Below are 14,564 nucleotides of genomic sequence, written 5' to 3'. Positions count from 1 at the left end.
GTCGTAGGAGGGACGACGAGCCCTGGCGCAGTGGAAGGGGATCGGCCGGAAAGGGTGCGGGCGCGAGGCGGGCGGGGCGGGAAACCGGTGGACGCCCCGCGCCCGCACGTCTCAGTGACCGAAGTCGAACCAGTTGACGTTGACGAAGTCGGCGGGCTGGCCGCTGGTGAAGGTCAGGTACACGTCGTGCGTGCCGGTGACCCCGGCGATGTTGGCCGGGACCGTGCGCCAGCTCTGCCAGCCGCCGGTGTTCCCGACGGCGAAGCTTCCGATCGGCGCGTTGGACCGGCTGTCGAGACGCACCTCGACCAGCCCGCTCACGCCGTCGGCGGCGCCGCTCGCGACCCGCGCGTAGAACTGCGTCGCGGGCGTGGAGCCGAAGTCGACGCCCTTGTACAGCGCCCAGTCGCCGTTCGCGGCCCACCCGACGTCCTGGCCGCCGCCGCTGTCGGTCGTCGTCTCCGTGGCCAGGCCGGACTGCTGGTCGTAGGACTCGGCCTGGACCGGCGTGTAGGCGTCGCGGTTCCCCGGTGGGGGCGGCGGGGGCGTGCTCCCGCCACCGGTCTGCCAGACCGCCACGTAGTCGACCAGCATGGAGTGGCCGGGGACGGTGCCGGAGTCCGGGCCGCCGCCGTACGCCGCCGGGAACCCGCCGCCCATCGCGAGGTTCAGGATGACGAAGTAGCCGTGATTCGTCGCGTTGGCCCAGGTGGTGGCGTCCATTTGGTCGGCGCGCACGGTGTGGAAGTTGACGCCGTCGAGGTAGAACCGCATTTGTTCCGGGCTGGTGCTGCGGTCCCATTCGAGGGCGTAAGTGTGGAACGCGGCCTGACAGGTCGTCGGAGAGCAGGCGCGCTGGCCACTGATGCCGTTCGTCTCGTGACACGGGCCGTCGGGGCTGGTGCCGCAGTGCATCGTGGCCCACTCGTTGTTGATGCCTTGAACGTTCTCCATGATGTCGAGTTCGCCGATGCCCGGCCAGTTCCACCAGTTGCCGCGGTACGGGGCGCCGAGCATCCAGAACGCGGGCCAGTAGCCGTGGGCCGCCGTGCCGGTGACGTCCGGCATCTGGATCCGCGCCTCGACCCGGAGCTTCCCGCCGGCGGGCGGCTGGAAGTCCGAGCGCCGGGTCTCGATCCGGCCGGAGGTCCAGTTCCCGGCGCCGTCGCGCTGCGGGGTGATGCGCAGGTTCCCCGCGCCGTCGAGGGAGACGTTCGAGGTCGAGGAGGTCATCGTCTCGACCTCCCCGGTGCCGAAGTTCGCGGGGCCGCCGGGGTAGCTCGTCCCGGTCGTGTACTGCCAGTTCGCGGTGTCGACGCCGGAGCCCGCGGCGCCGTTGAAGTCGTCGCTGAACACGGTCGTCCAGCCGGAGGGAGGATCGGGCACGGAGGCGCGGGCCGCGCCGGGGGTGACGGTCGCCACGGCGCCCGCGACGACGAGGGAGGACAGCAGGGCGAGGGTCGCTCGCAGGCGGAGCCTGCCTCGCCTGGCGGGGGTCGCACTCATAGGGACCTCTCTTCCGAGAGCGGGGGCGGAGCCATGAGCGCGCAGTCGGGAGGCTGCGGCCTCACTGTCCCTCGCGTAAGCGATTCGGTCAAGGCATGAACACGTAATCGGCTCGGCTCGGAGTTATGCGTTCAACTCATGAACGCCTGGTCCTGTCGGCGCGAGCACGCTAGGGATTGACCGAATGTTGTGAAATGTCTAACTTCAGGAGGTTAACCCCCTTCGAGGCGGCGTACGAGCTGAATGGTGCAGGGTCCGAGGTCCTGTGGCCTGGTGCGCGGGCTGTCCGTGCTCCGGGAGCGTGACTTCCGCTGGTTCTTCCTCGGCCAGTGCACCTCCATGCTGGGCGACGGGATGGTCGCCCCCGCCCTCGCCTTCGCCGTCCTCGGCCTGACCGGGCGCGCCCTCGACCTCGGGGTCGTCCTCGCCGCCGGCTCGGCGGCAGAGGTGCTGTTCACGCTGATCGGCGGCGTCATCGCCGACCGCCTGCCTCGCCACTCGCTCATGCTCGGCTCCGACCTCGTCCGCGCCGTCATCCAGGGCGTCGCGGCAACCCTCCTGATCAGCGGCGCCGCCCGGATCTGGCATCTCGTGGTCCTCCAGGCGGTGCACGGGATCGCCGCCGCGGTCTCCGGGCCCGCCGTCGCCGGGGTCGTGCAGGCGACGACGCGACCCGAGCAGCGGCAGCCCGCCAACGCCCTGCGGGTCCTGGCGCTGTCCACGTCGCTCCTCACCGGGCCCGCGCTGGCCGGTGCCCTGGTCGTCGGCGCCGGCCCGGGCTGGGCGCTCGCCGCGGACTCGGCGACGTTCGCGGTCAGCGCCGCGTGCCTGTCCCGGCTGCGGCTGCGGCGGGCCGGGGGCGACCGGCCGCAGAGGTTCGCCCGCGAACTCGCCGACGGCTGGCGGGAGTTCCGCTCCCGGCGGTGGGTGTGGAGCGTCATCGTGGCCGCCTCCCTGGTGAACCTGCTGTACGGGGCCTTCTCGGTGCTCGGCCCCACGGTGAGCGCCCGGTCGTTCGGCGGCGCGGGCGCGTGGGCGCTGATCTCCGCGACGTTCGGCGCGGGCTGCCTCGGCGGCGGCGCGATCGCGCTGTGCGTACGGCCGCGGTACCCGCTGCGCTCCGGAGTGGCGATCATGGTGATGTTCGCCTGCCCGACCCTCGCCCTGGCCGCCGGGCTCACGGTGGCCGGCATCGCGATCGCGGCGTTCTGCGGCGGGCTCGTCCTCATGGTCTTCAACACGCTGTGGGAGACGGCCCTGCAGCACCACATCCCGGCCACGGCCCTGTCGCGCGTCTGCGCCTACGAGTGGGCGGGGGCGCTCGCCTGCCAGCCCCTCGGCCTGGCGCTGGTGGCGCCCGTGGCGGGCTGCTTCGGCCTGCGGACGACGCTCTGGACCGCCGGGACCCTGCAGGTCCTCGTCGTCCTCGTCCCGCTGCTGTTCCCCGAGGTGCGCATGCTGGCGTCGCCGCCGCGCGACCGCCGGACGTGACACCCGGCCCTCCGGTCCCTGGGAACACCGCCCCGTACGTCCCGTCTAGTCTCAAAGGCGTGGCACAGCTTCGTATCGCACTCGCTCAGGTGAACGGGACCGTCGGCGACCTCACCGGCAACGCCGACCTGACCGTCGAATGGACCCGGCGCGCCGCCGACCGCGGCGCGCACCTCGTCGTCTTCCCCGAGATGTTCCTCACCGGCTACCCGGTGGAGGACCTCGCGCTGCGCAAGTCGTTCGTGGACGCGTCGATCGCCACCCTGGAGGCGACCGCCCGGCGGCTCGCCGACGAGGGTCTCGGCGAGCTGGCCGTCGTGCTCGGCTACCTCGACCGGCGCGGCGACGTCGTGGACCGCGTCGGCCAGCCCGCCGGCGCGCCCCTGGACGCGGCGGCGGTGCTGTACCAGGGCCGGGTCGTCGTGCGCACCGCGAAGCACCACCTGCCGAACTACGGCGTCTTCGACGAGTACCGCTACTTCGTCCGCGGCGACCGGCTGCCCGTCTTCCGGTTCCACGGCGTCGACGTCGCCGTGGCGATCTGCGAGGACCTGTGGCAGGAGGGCGGGCCGGTCGCGGTGGCCCGCGACGCCGGCGCCCAGCTGCTCGTCACCCCGAACGCCTCGCCGTACGAGCGCAACAAGGACGACGTGCGCCTGGAGCTGTGCGCGCGGCGTGCCCGCGAGGCCGGGTGCGCGCTCGCCTACGTCAACCTGGTCGGCGGCCAGGACGAGCTCATCTTCGACGGCGACTCCGTCATCGTGGACGGCGAGGGCCGGCTGGTCGCCCGCGGCCCGCAGTTCACCGAGGACCTGCTCGTCGCCGACCTGGATCTGCCCGCCGCCCCGGCGGAGTTCACGCCGGGCGAGACGCCCGCGGACGGGCGCGACGGCACCACCATCACCATCGAGCGCGTGCTGCTGTCTCCGGACCCGCTGCCGGCGTACACCCCGGAGGAGCCGCCCTGCGCCGAGCCGCTGGGCGACCTCGGCGAGGTGTACGGCGCGCTCGTGCTCGGCGTGCGCGACTACGTCCGCAAGAACGGCTTCCGCTCGGTCATCCTCGGCCTGTCCGGCGGCATCGACTCCGCGCTCGTGGCCACGATCGCCGCCGACGCGATCGGCCCGGACAACGTGCACGCCGTCCTCATGCCGAGCCGCTACTCCAGCGACCACTCGATCACCGACGCGGAGGACCTGGTCAAGCGGCAGGGCATCCACTCGCGTACGGTGCCGATCCGCGGCATGGTCGACGCGTACGAGGCGGAGCTGGAGCTGCACGGCCTGGCCGCGGAGAACCTCCAGGCGCGGGTCCGCGGCAACATCCTCATGGGCCTGTCCAACGAGCACGGCCACCTGGTCCTGACCACCGGGAACAAGAGCGAGCTGGCCACCGGCTACTCCACGCTGTACGGCGACTCGGCCGGCGGATACGGGCCGATCAAGGACGTGCCGAAGGTCACGGTCTTCGCGCTGTCCACGTGGCGCAACGAGCGGACCGACGGAGCCCACCCGTTCACGCGCCCGTCCGAGACCCCGCCGATCCCGCAGAACATCATCGACAAGCCGCCGTCCGCCGAGCTGCGTCCCGGCCAGCTCGACACCGACTCGCTCCCGCCGTACGACATCCTCGACGCGCTCCTGGACGACTACGTCGAGAAGGACATGGGCCGCGACGGCCTCATCGCCGCCGGTCACGACCCCGAGTTGGTCGAGCGGGTGATCCGGCTGGTCGACGCGGCCGAGTACAAGCGCCGCCAGTACCCGCCGGGCCCGAAGATCACCCCGAAGAACTTCGGCCGCGACCGCCGTCTCCCCATCACCAACAAGTGGCGGGAGATCGTCGCCCCCGGCACCGCCGACCCGGCGCGCGTCGCGAAGAGGCAGACCGCCGAGAACGCCTGACCGACGCCGTCCCGCCCGATCATCGAGGGCCGTCCCGGCCGATCGCCGAGGGCCGGAGCGCCCTCGGCGATCGCGTTAATCGCTTGCCCGGCTCAGCGCGCACCGCCGAGAATCACACGGACCCGCCGCAGGGGCGGAGAGGACGGCCGCGGCGTCCCTGGTGATCGGGCCGGGAACCGGCCGGACCGCCCAGCGGGGAGGCCGGGTGATGGGGAGCGCGGTCGGCCGGCGGAGCGGCGTACCGCCGCTGCTCCTCGCCTCGGCGATCTGGGGCTGCTGGTCCACCGGGGAGAAGTACGCGCTGCGGGGCCTACCGGTCATGACCATGCTCGGCGTGACTCTGGCGGCCGCCACCGCGCTGCTCTGGGCGGTCCTGCTCGCGAAGGGGCATCGCCGCCCGGCCGGGCGGCGACTGGGCGCCCTGGCCCTGCTCGGCCTGCTCGAGCCGATGATCGGCTATGGCGCGATCGGGCTCGGGCTGACCTCGATCGAGGCGGCTCAGGCGGCGCTGCTGTCCGGGACCGAGTCATGTTTCGTCGTCGTGCTGGCCGCGATCGCCGCGCGCAGGCTCCCCACCGGCCGGGGAGTCGCGGGGGTCGTCCTCGCCACGGCGGGGGTGGCCGCGCTCGGCGGCGCCCATCCGGAGGCACGGCTCACGGCCGGCGACCTGCTGGTGCTCCTCGGCTCGCTGTCGGCCGCGGGCTACTCCGTCCTGGCGGACCGCGTCGTCGCGAACGTCGAGCCGCTGGTCGTGACCACCTACCAGTTCACCTTCGGCCTGGTCTTCACGCTGCCCCTGATGCTCTGGCAGTGGGCGTGGGGCGCCGGGATCGCCGCTCCCGCCGCGCGCCCCCGGCACTGGCTCGTCGCCGCGGTCGTGTGCGGCGGCGGCCTGGCGGTCGCGTTCCTGCTCTACAACCACGCCATCACCCGGATCACGGTCGCCGTCGCGGGCGTCATCCTCAACGTCATCCCTCTGTTCGGCCTGGCGACCGCGGTGCTCGCCCTCGGCGAGGGCGTCGACCGGTGGCGGTTCCTCGGCGCAGCCCTCATCCTCGGCGGCATCTTCCTGTTCTCCGAACGCGATGCCGAGCCCTCCGCGCCGGAGGTCGCCCGCGGCGATGACGTGCCGAGCCCGCGGTGACCGCCCGGACGAGGCACCGCCGCTCACCTGGCGGACCCGGACGAGAAGGCGCCGCCGCCCGGCCCGGCGGACCCGGGCGGACGGCGGCGGTCAAGCGGTCGGGCGATCAGCGGTAGCCGTGTTCGGGGCCGGGGAAGGCACCCGAGACGACCTCCGCGGCGTACTCCTCGACGGCGCCGCGCAGCACGCCGGCCACGTCGGCGTACTTCTTGACGAACTTGGCGGTGTGCGGGGTGAGGCCGGCCATGTCCTGCCACACCAGCACCTGCGCGTCGGTGCCGGGACCCGCACCGATGCCGATCGTCGGGATGGACAGCGCGGCGGTGACGCGGTCGGCGAGTTCGGTGGGCACGCATTCGAGCACGACGGAGAAGGCTCCGGCCGCCTCGAGGTCCTTGGCGTCGGCCATGAGACGCTCGCCGTCCTCACCGCGTCCCTGGACGCGGTAGCCGCCGAAGGCGTTCACGGACTGCGGCGTGAGGCCGAGGTGCGCCATGACCGGGATGCCCGCCGCGACCAGCGCCTCCACCTGCGGGAGGACCCGCCGGCCGCCCTCGAGCTTGACCGCGTGCGCGCCGGCCTCCTTGAGGAACCGCGCGCCGGTGTGCAGGGCCTCGGCCACGCCGGCCTGGTACGCGCCGAACGGCAGGTCGGCGACGACCATGGCGCGGGAGGTGCCGCGCACGACCGCCGCGGTCAGCGGGATGAGGTCGTCGACGGTGACGGGGATCGTGGACTCGTGACCGAAGACCACCATTCCGGCGGAGTCGCCGACGAGGAGCACCGGGATCCCGGCGTCGTCGAAGACCCGCGCGGTGAGCGCGTCGTACGCGGTGAGCATGGGCCACTTCTCGCCGCGCTCCTTGGCCGCCGCGATGTCGCGTACGGTCACGCGGCGTCCGGTCTGGCCGCCGTACAGGGTGGTCGGCCGACTGCTCGAAACAGACATGCGAAACCTCCAGCCTCGAGGCGCCACGGTGGCGTCCCCGGACGAGATCGATGATCCCACGAGGTCAACAAGTCGTACAGCCCGGACCTTCCCCTCGGGTTTCGAAACGGTACGGTTGCGTATCGGAACAATCCGTCCTAGGCTGTGCTTGTTAAGAAACGACACGGACTCGTATCTATTCCTCTTCGAAGGGCCTCATGGATCCCCAGACCATTCAGAGGAGACGCTGGAGCATCCTCGGCGTCCTCATCGTCAGCCTGCTCGTCATCGTGCTCGACAACACGATCCTCAACGTCGCCCTGAAGACGATCGCGGACCCGCGCGACGGCCTCGGCGCCACCCAGGGCCAGCTCGAGTGGGCCATCAACTCCTACACGCTCGTGTTCGCCGGCCTGCTGTTCACGTTCGGAGTGCTCGGCGACCGGATCGGCCGCAAGCGCATGCTGATGATCGGCATGACGCTGTTCGGCCTGGCCTCGCTGCTGTCCTCGCTGGCACAGACCCCCGACCAGCTGATCCTCGCCCGCGCGGCGATGGGCTTCGGCGGCGCGGCGGTCATGCCGCAGACCCTGTCGATCATCACGAACGTCTTCGAACCGCACGAGCGCGCCCGCGCCATCGGCCTGTGGGCCGGCGCCGTCGGCATCGGCGTCGCCATCGGCCCCATCACCGGCGGCCTGCTCCTCGACCACTTCTGGTGGGGCTCGGTCTTCCTCATCAACGTCCCGGTCGTCATCGCCGGCGTGATCGGTATCGCGCTCCTCGTCCCCGAGTCCCGGAACCCGATCCGCGCGAAGATCGACTTCGGTGGCGTGCTCCTGTCGATCGCCGGCCTGATCCTGCTCACCTACGGGATCATCGAGGGCGGCGACAAGGCGACCGTGACCGCGCCGACCGTGTACGGCTCCGTGCTCGCCGGAGTGGTGCTGCTCGCGGTGTTCGTCTGGTACGAGTCGCGGATCGAGCACCCGTCCCTCAACGTGCGGCTGTTCCGCGACGGCCGGCTGTCGGCGTCCGTCGGCGCCATCGCCCTGGTGTTCTTCGCGCTGGGCGGCGTCTTCCTGTTCATCTCGCTGTACCTGCAGGACGTCCGCGGCTACACCCCGCTCCAGGCGGGCCTGCTCACGCTGCCGCTGGCCGCCGGCCAGATGATCTTCTCCCCGCGCAGCGCCGGGCTCGTCGCCCGGTTCGGCGCGCGGCCGGTCGCCGCGACCGGGTTGACGATGGTCGCGCTCGCCCTGCTCAGCTACCACTTCGCCGCGGTGCACAACCCGATCTGGACCCTGGAGATCACGTTCTTCGTGCAGGGCGCGGGCATGGCCCTGGTGATGACCCCGGCCACCACCGCCGTCATGTCGGTGCTGCCGCGGGAGCAGGCCGGGTCCGGCTCGGCCATCAACAACATCGCCCGTCAGGTCTCGGTCGCGCTCGGCACCGCCCTGCTGGGCTCCCTGGTCGCCTCGATCTACCGGAGCGGTATGAAGCCGCACCTGACCGGGCTGCCCCAGGGGCTGCGCTCCGTCGCCGGGTCGGACATCGGCGCCACCACCGGGGTGGCGGAGAAGCTCGGAACGGCGGGCCGGGCGCTCCTCCCGCCGGCGCACGACTCGTTCGTCCACGCGATGCACATCACCTCCGCCGTCTCCGCCGCGGTGGCCTTCCTCGGAGCGCTCGTCGTCCTGAAGTGGATGCCGGGCCGGCCGGCGGCCGCGCCCGACATTCCCCAGGTCGAACAGCGCGAAGCCGTCGAGGTGTGAGACGGTGAAGCGTCATGACGCACACCACTGAACCGTGCTCCGCGCGGCCGCCCGGGCGGCCGCGCAGCGAGCGCGCGGACAAGGCGATCGTCGACGCCACCCTGGACCTCCTCGCCGAGGAGGGCGGGGTGGCGGGCGTCTCCATCGAGGCGGTGGCCGCGCGGGCGGGCGTCGGCAAGACGACGATCTACCGCCGGTGGCCCAACAAGGAGGCGCTCATCATCGACGCGCTCGCCGCGTTGAAGGAGCCGCTGCCCGAGCCGCGCGGCGAGTCGGTCCGCGAGGACCTGATCGCCCTGGCCCGGGCCTTCGTCGCCGACAAGAGCGACAAGAAACGGGTGGACTGCTACTGGAGCGTCCTCGGCAGCGCCGAACGCTATCCGGAGCTGATGGACCGGTTCACCCGAGAGATCATGGAGCCCCGGCGCGAGGTCATGCGGGAGGTGCTGCGGCGGGGCGCCGCCTCCGGCGATCTGCGGCCCGACCTGGACGTCGAGCTGACCCTGTGGATGCTCACGGGGGCGATCACCCACCGGACGCGGGCCGCCGACGCGGGCCCGGTTCCGGAGGACTTCCCGGAGCGGGTCGTCGACGCCCTCCTGACGGGTCTCGCGCCACGCTGAACCTGCGCGGCAATGATCTTCCTCCTCGGAGCGGCTTTGGTCATACTTTTACTCCGGGGGAAGACGGTCCACAGGAAGGACTCCGGCGGATGGCCGATTCTTCGGCGAGGACCCTGGTGCTCGGCATCGGCCGGGGCGGCCAGGTCCTCCAGTGCGGGCAGAACTCCTCCGGCGTGCTGGGCCGCTCCCCGGAGGAGGTCGTCGGCACGGACGTGACCGGCCTGTTCACCGAGGAGAGCAAGGAGGCCCTGGCCGGGCTCCTCGACGCCCTCGCCGACCGCCACGAACGGACGGCCGTCCTCGGCCTGTGCGCCACGGACGGCCCCGCGCCCAACGCCGTCGTCACCGTCCAGCCGATGCACACGACCGCCGCCGACCCCGTCGACCTGATGATGATCCGGGTCGCCGTCACGGACCTCGAACGCTTCACCGACCCGGCCCTGATGCGCCGGGCGATGCTGGACGACGCGCTCGTACGGATCGGCGCCACGCTCGACCTCGACCAGATGGCCCGCGAGCTCGTCGACGTCGTCGTCCCCCACTTCTGCAACTCGGCCGGCGTCCTCATCCAGGAGGCCATCGTCGCCGCCGACGAGCAGCCCTCGATCGCGGCGGACGGCACCACGGTGCTGCGCCGGGTCGCGCTCGCCTCCGACGAGTCCGACCCCCGATGGAACGCCGCCTTCCCGACCGGCGAGGTCCTCACCTACCCGCCCGACACCCCGTACACCCGCTGCATGGCCACCGGCGAGCCGGTGCTGGTGCCCCACCTCGACGGGAAGGTCGCCAAGCGGACGGCCCGGCTGTGGCGGCGCAAGCCCGTCGCCCGGCTCCTCGCCGACACCTCCATGGTCGTGCTGCCGCTCATCGCGCGGGGCACGACGCTGGGGTTCGTCGTCTGCACGCGCAACTCGGCCCACCGGGCGTTCGACGCGTACGACGTCGAGCTCGGGATGGAGTTCGCCGCCCGCGCCGCGCTCTACATCGACAACGCCCGCCACTACAGCCGCGAACGCGCGACCGCGCTCACCCTCCAGCGCAGCATGCTGCCCACCGGCCTGACCGCGCCGTCCAGCGTCGCGGTCCGGCACCGCTACCTGCCGGGCAACCAGCTGATCGAGGTCGGCGGCGACTGGTACGAGTCGATCGCGCTGCCCGGCGGCCGCGTCGCCCTCATCGTCGGCGACGTCGCCGGTCATGGCGTGCGCGCCGCCGTGACGATGGGCCGGCTGCGCACCGCCCTGCGGACCATCGTCAACCTCGAGCTCTCCCCCGCGGACGGCCTGCAGCAGCTCGACGCGCTGATGCGCGAGATCGGCGAGCGGGAGCCCGCCTTCGCCACCTGCGTGTACGCCGTGTACGACGCGACCGACGGCACCTGCGAGATCGCCTCGGCGGGGCACCTGCCGCCGTTGCTGCTGCGCCCCAATGGCACCAGCGAGTTCCTCGACGTCCCGCCCGCCCCGCCGCTCGGCGTCGGCGAAGGGATGATCGAGACGCGCACGTTCACCATCGGGGACGGCAGCGTCCTCGTCCTCTACACCGACGGGCTCGTGGAGAACCGCGGCCAGGACATCGACGACGGCCTGTCCCGCCTGCAGGGGCTGTTCGGCGCCGACGCGCTGTTCCGGCCGCTGGAGGAGCTGGCCAAGGCCACCCTCGACAGCGCCTACGCCGACCACGACCGCGACGACATCGCCGTGCTCATCGCCCGCCTGCGCCGCCTGCCCGCCGGCCATGTCGTCTCCTGGCGGCTGCCCGCCCTGCCGTCCGCGGTACGGGAGGCCCGGGTCCGTGTCCGCGAGACGCTCGAACGCTGGGACTGCGCGGAGCTGTCCTTCAGCACCGAACTCGCGGTGTCGGAGCTCGTGACGAACGCGCTGCGCTACGCCTCGGGCGACATCGAGCTGCGGCTGCTGCGCGACCGAACGCTGGTCTGTGAGGTGCGGGACGACTCCGACGCGCTCCCCCGGGCCCGTCAGGCCGCCGACGACGACGAGGGCGGCCGCGGCCTTCAGGTCGTGCACCGGCTCGCCAAACGCTGGGGCGCCCGTCCCTCGGGTGACGGCAAGGTCGTCTGGTGCGAGCTGGAGCTGCCCGGCCAGGAGGACGACGTCGACGGCGCCTGGCCCGGCGAGGCCCACCACCTCCCCACCTGACCGGAAGGAGTCCGTCGCCGTGATCCCTGGCGGGTGCCGCCGATAGAACGCACTACCCGCCAGGGATCACGGCGCGCTGTCAGCGCCACTCGGCGCGGGGCCGGGTTCGGCCTCTCCTATTCGCGACAAGTCACCCCGCGAAGGATCGCGATGCATTAGGTTTCGTCCGTCGTGTGATCATGAGGCGGACGCCGTCGGCGCCGCGTGACGCCTGAAGGGTGCCGAGAATGACCGCCTCCCTGAGCCCGCCGCCGTGGCCGATTCCGCCGTCGTGGCAGGTCACGCTACCGAGGCGCGAATCAGAGGCCGAGCCGGCGTCCCCCGGTGGCGCCGCCTCGCCGGCGACCACGCCCTCGGTTCCCCCCGTGACCGGCACGGGCCCGGCCGGGGAGGAGACCGGCGACGGCCCGTCCGGCGCCCGGCCGGAGGCCCCGCCCCGCCTCGTCGTCGTCTTCGCGCCCGAGGGACCCGCGCCGGTCACCGGTGCCACGCCGTCGCCGCCGAACGGGGTCAGGGTGGAGCGCCGCCCGGCCGCCGGTCCCGTCTCCACCTTCGCCGGGGTCGGCGAACTGGCCCGTGCGGTCGGCCGGGCGATCGGCGACGGGGCGATCGGCGCCGTGATCGTGCATCCCGCGGAGACGCTCGCCGAGACCGCCTGGGCGCTGGAACTCCTCCATGAGGGAGACGCGCGCGTCGTCTTCGTCGCCGCCTCGGGCAGTCCGGCCGACCTCGCGGACGCCATCGCGGTCGCGGCCGCCGGGCCGCAGTGGCTCGGCTGCGCGGTCGTGGCGCACGGGGAGATCCACGCGGCCCGCCACGTCACGGCGACCGGGATCGCGGCTCCGGCGTTCGCCTCGCCGGGCGCGGGGCCGCTGGGCCAGGTGATCGGCGGGATCCCGCGGCTGCTGGGGCGTCCGCCCGAGAGGTTCACGGTGCGCGGCCCCTTCGCGGGACGGCCGCCGCGCGTCGGGCTCCACGTCGTGGCGCTCGGCGACGACGGCCGGTTGCTGCGGACGCTCGCCGCCGACTGTGACGGACTGATCGTGGCCACCCGCGCGGGGCAGGCCGCTCTCGCCGCGCTCCTTCCGGCCGTCTCCGAGGCGGCCGCCCGGATCCCGGTCGTCCTGCACTCCCCCGCCGCGCCGCCCGCCGGCCTGGCGGTCACCCGCCTCGACCCGCTGAAGGCGCGCGTCCTCATGCATCTCCTGCTGGACGCCGGCCACGACCGTGCCGCCGTGCTGACCGCCTTCGCCGCGCTGGAGGGAAGCACCGCCACGCCCCCTCCACCGGCCGCGTTTTGAAGATCGTCCGGGCGTGGGTAAGTGATCTCCGCTCCCCCGTAACGCCACAGCCGACGACCGGTCCGAGCCGTCAGGGACGAGTGCCCGGATGGCGGGGCGAACCCCCGCCTTCCGAAGGGCACTCCCATGCCGCGTGTCTTCGTCATCGCCCTGTCCGCGACCGCCGCCCTCGGCGCGACCGCCGTTCCCACCGCCGTGGCCGCCCCCGCCAGGGGCACCGCCCGGGGGACCTGTTCTCAGGCGTACCTGCCGCTGCCCGATCCGGCCTGTCAGCCCGGGGCGGTCAACCCGGACGTCACGCAGGAGACCATCGGCTCCACGATCTGCGTGGCCGGGTGGACCAGGACCGTACGGCCGCCGGTCGCGTACACGAACGCGCTCAAGGTGCGGCAGATCGCCGAGTACGGCTACGCCGACACGAACCCGGCGGACTACGAGGAGGACCACCTCATCCCGCTGGAGCTCGGCGGGGCGCCGCGCGATCCGCGCAACCTGTGGCCGGAGCCCCGTTACGACGCCGGCGGGGGCACCGCCGCCGACAAGGACGAGGTCGAGAACGCGCTGCGGAAGAAGGTGTGCGCCGGGCTGATGCCGCTCGCCGCCGCCCGGACGATCATGGCCGTGGACTGGAGGCGGGGCCGGAGTGCGGCACGAAAATCGATTATTGAGCCGATAATCGATGACATCGCCTATCATTGAGGCCATGAGTCAGACATCCGGCACCTCGCCCGCATCGGGAATGCTCTCCGATCAGGTCCATGCACGCCTTCGGGACGCGATCACGCGGGGGGACCGCGCCCCCGATGGCCCCCTCCGACCACAGGACCCCGCCGGAGAACAGGACGTGAGCCTGGCGGTCGTCCGCGAGAGCGCAGGCCGCCGCTGCCACGACGTCCTCGCTCCCCTCCACTCGTGTGTGTACTTCGCGCCGGAGCACCAGAACGAGATCGCGGCGCTCGGCCTGGAGCGCGGGCCCATGACCTACTACGCGGGCCGCGCGGCCCCGCTCGGGATGGTCGACGCGGGTGCCGTCACGGCCACGTTCTACAACTTCAACCACGAGCATGTGCGGCGGTACATCCCCGCCGCGTGGACCGTCACCACCCCGGAATCCGTGCTGGCGGCCCGGCTGCGCGGCGCGGACCGAACACTGCGGCGGCTGCTCGGGGAGGAGACCCTCACTTCCCCGGAGATGGCCGAGGCGGCCGAGCTGGCGCTGCGCGCCGCCCAAGGGTGCCGTCGAGAGGCCCGGCCGCTCTACTCAGCCAACGCCGACCTCCCGGTGCCCGAGGCACCGCACCTGGCCCTGTGGCACGCCGCGACGCTGCTACGCGAGCACCGGGGCGACGGTCACCTCGCCGCCCTGGCGATCGCCGGCCTGTCCGGAATCGAGGCGCTGGTCCTGCATAACGCCACCGGCAAGGCGCCGACGTCGGCGCTGTTCATGCGGACCCGCGGCTGGTCCGCCCTGCAGTGGACCACCGCCCGCGACCGGTTGCGCGAACGCGGCCTGCTGGACGAGGCCGGCGACCTCACCGGATCCGGCGCAGCCCTGCGGGGTGAGGTCGAGGCCCTCACCGACCGCCTCGACGCCGCGCCCTACGACCACCTCGGCCCGGATGCCACCGCCCGTCTCACCGAACTGGCCGGCCGCTTCACCACCGCCCTCAGAGCAGCGGGCGCCTTCCCCGCAGCCCATTTCGGCAAGGGCTGAGGTCCGAGGCGAGGCT

At 72.8% G+C, this 14,564-nt stretch carries 11 protein-coding genes; 9 read left to right on the top strand and 2 right to left on the bottom strand.

The window, feature by feature from the left end; genetic code table 11:
* Window positions 1-111: 111 nt before the first annotated feature.
* Window positions 112-1,506 carry a glycoside hydrolase family 16 protein gene (locus NE234_RS23990; protein WP_252782761.1) on the bottom strand — a complete coding sequence of 465 codons (1,395 nt, stop codon included), beginning with the start codon at window positions 1,504-1,506 and terminating at the stop codon, window positions 112-114.
* 273 nt (window positions 1,507-1,779) lie between these two features.
* On the opposite strand from NE234_RS23990, the gene NE234_RS23985 reads away from it, so the two are divergent.
* The 3 genes from NE234_RS23985 to NE234_RS23975 all read left to right on the top strand — a co-directional run bounded on the left by NE234_RS23985 (window position 1,780) and on the right by NE234_RS23975 (window position 6,045).
* Window positions 1,780-2,997: an MFS transporter gene (locus NE234_RS23985; protein WP_252782759.1), complete on the top strand. Its 1,218-nt coding sequence runs from the start codon at window positions 1,780-1,782 to the stop codon at window positions 2,995-2,997.
* A gap of 59 nt (window positions 2,998-3,056) precedes the next feature.
* A complete protein-coding gene (locus NE234_RS23980; RefSeq protein ID WP_252782757.1) occupies window positions 3,057-4,901 on the top strand; it encodes an NAD+ synthase in 1,845 nt (614 codons plus the stop codon).
* Window positions 4,902-5,109: 208 nt separating this feature from the next.
* Window positions 5,110-6,045, top strand: a complete 936-nt coding sequence (locus NE234_RS23975) for a DMT family transporter (protein ID WP_252782756.1) — start codon at window positions 5,110-5,112, stop codon at window positions 6,043-6,045.
* A gap of 106 nt (window positions 6,046-6,151) precedes the next feature.
* On the opposite strand, the gene panB is transcribed toward NE234_RS23975, so the two are convergent.
* Window positions 6,152-6,994, bottom strand: a complete 843-nt coding sequence (gene panB / locus NE234_RS23970; protein ID WP_252782755.1) for a 3-methyl-2-oxobutanoate hydroxymethyltransferase — start codon at window positions 6,992-6,994, stop codon at window positions 6,152-6,154.
* A gap of 197 nt (window positions 6,995-7,191) precedes the next feature.
* Between panB and NE234_RS23965 the strand changes: the two genes are divergently transcribed.
* The 6 genes from NE234_RS23965 (at window position 7,192) to NE234_RS23940 (ending at window position 14,548) form a co-directional block, all read left to right on the top strand.
* Entirely contained in the window at window positions 7,192-8,751 is a 1,560-nt protein-coding gene (locus NE234_RS23965; protein WP_252782754.1) for an MFS transporter, read from the top strand.
* 14 nt (window positions 8,752-8,765) lie between these two features.
* Window positions 8,766-9,374, top strand: a complete 609-nt coding sequence (locus NE234_RS23960; RefSeq protein ID WP_252782753.1) for a TetR/AcrR family transcriptional regulator — start codon at window positions 8,766-8,768, stop codon at window positions 9,372-9,374.
* Between the two features lie 89 nt (window positions 9,375-9,463).
* Window positions 9,464-11,533 carry an ATP-binding SpoIIE family protein phosphatase gene (locus NE234_RS23955; protein WP_252782752.1) on the top strand — a complete coding sequence of 690 codons (2,070 nt, stop codon included), beginning with the start codon at window positions 9,464-9,466 and terminating at the stop codon, window positions 11,531-11,533.
* 365 nt (window positions 11,534-11,898) lie between these two features.
* The gene (locus NE234_RS23950; RefSeq protein ID WP_252782751.1) at window positions 11,899-12,834 is read left to right on the top strand and encodes an asparaginase domain-containing protein; all 936 of its coding nucleotides are present in this window, start codon (window positions 11,899-11,901) and stop codon (window positions 12,832-12,834) included.
* Window positions 12,835-12,960: 126 nt separating this feature from the next.
* Window positions 12,961-13,533: a hypothetical protein gene (locus NE234_RS23945; protein ID WP_252782750.1), complete on the top strand. Its 573-nt coding sequence runs from the start codon at window positions 12,961-12,963 to the stop codon at window positions 13,531-13,533.
* A 145-nt stretch (window positions 13,534-13,678) separates the two neighbouring features.
* Window positions 13,679-14,548: an SCO6745 family protein gene (locus NE234_RS23940; RefSeq protein WP_252782749.1), complete on the top strand. Its 870-nt coding sequence runs from the start codon at window positions 13,679-13,681 to the stop codon at window positions 14,546-14,548.
* The last annotated feature ends 16 nt before the right edge of the window (window positions 14,549-14,564 follow it).

Origin of the sequence: Actinoallomurus rhizosphaericola (genome assembly GCF_024055675.1) — a bacterium.
GTDB classification, from domain to species: domain Bacteria; phylum Actinomycetota; class Actinomycetes; order Streptosporangiales; family Streptosporangiaceae; genus Actinoallomurus; species Actinoallomurus soli.
The sequence above is the reverse complement of the archived record's forward strand: the minus strand, read 5'-3'. Positions and strand labels throughout refer to the sequence as shown.

What these genes read in the sequence shown, in the direction of transcription:
- NE234_RS23990 (WP_252782761.1), bottom strand. Translation starts at nt 1,506, where the DNA reads ATGAGTGCGACCCCCGCCAGGCGAGGCAGGCTCCGCCTGCGAGCGACC.
- NE234_RS23975 (WP_252782756.1), top strand. Translation starts at nt 5,110, where the DNA reads ATGGGGAGCGCGGTCGGCCGGCGGAGCGGCGTACCGCCGCTGCTCCTC.
- panB (WP_252782755.1), bottom strand. Translation starts at nt 6,994, where the DNA reads ATGTCTGTTTCGAGCAGTCGGCCGACCACCCTGTACGGCGGCCAGACC.
- NE234_RS23965 (WP_252782754.1), top strand. Translation starts at nt 7,192, where the DNA reads ATGGATCCCCAGACCATTCAGAGGAGACGCTGGAGCATCCTCGGCGTC.
- NE234_RS23960 (WP_252782753.1), top strand. Translation starts at nt 8,766, where the DNA reads ATGACGCACACCACTGAACCGTGCTCCGCGCGGCCGCCCGGGCGGCCG.
- NE234_RS23955 (WP_252782752.1), top strand. Translation starts at nt 9,464, where the DNA reads ATGGCCGATTCTTCGGCGAGGACCCTGGTGCTCGGCATCGGCCGGGGC.
- NE234_RS23945 (WP_252782750.1), top strand. Translation starts at nt 12,961, where the DNA reads ATGCCGCGTGTCTTCGTCATCGCCCTGTCCGCGACCGCCGCCCTCGGC.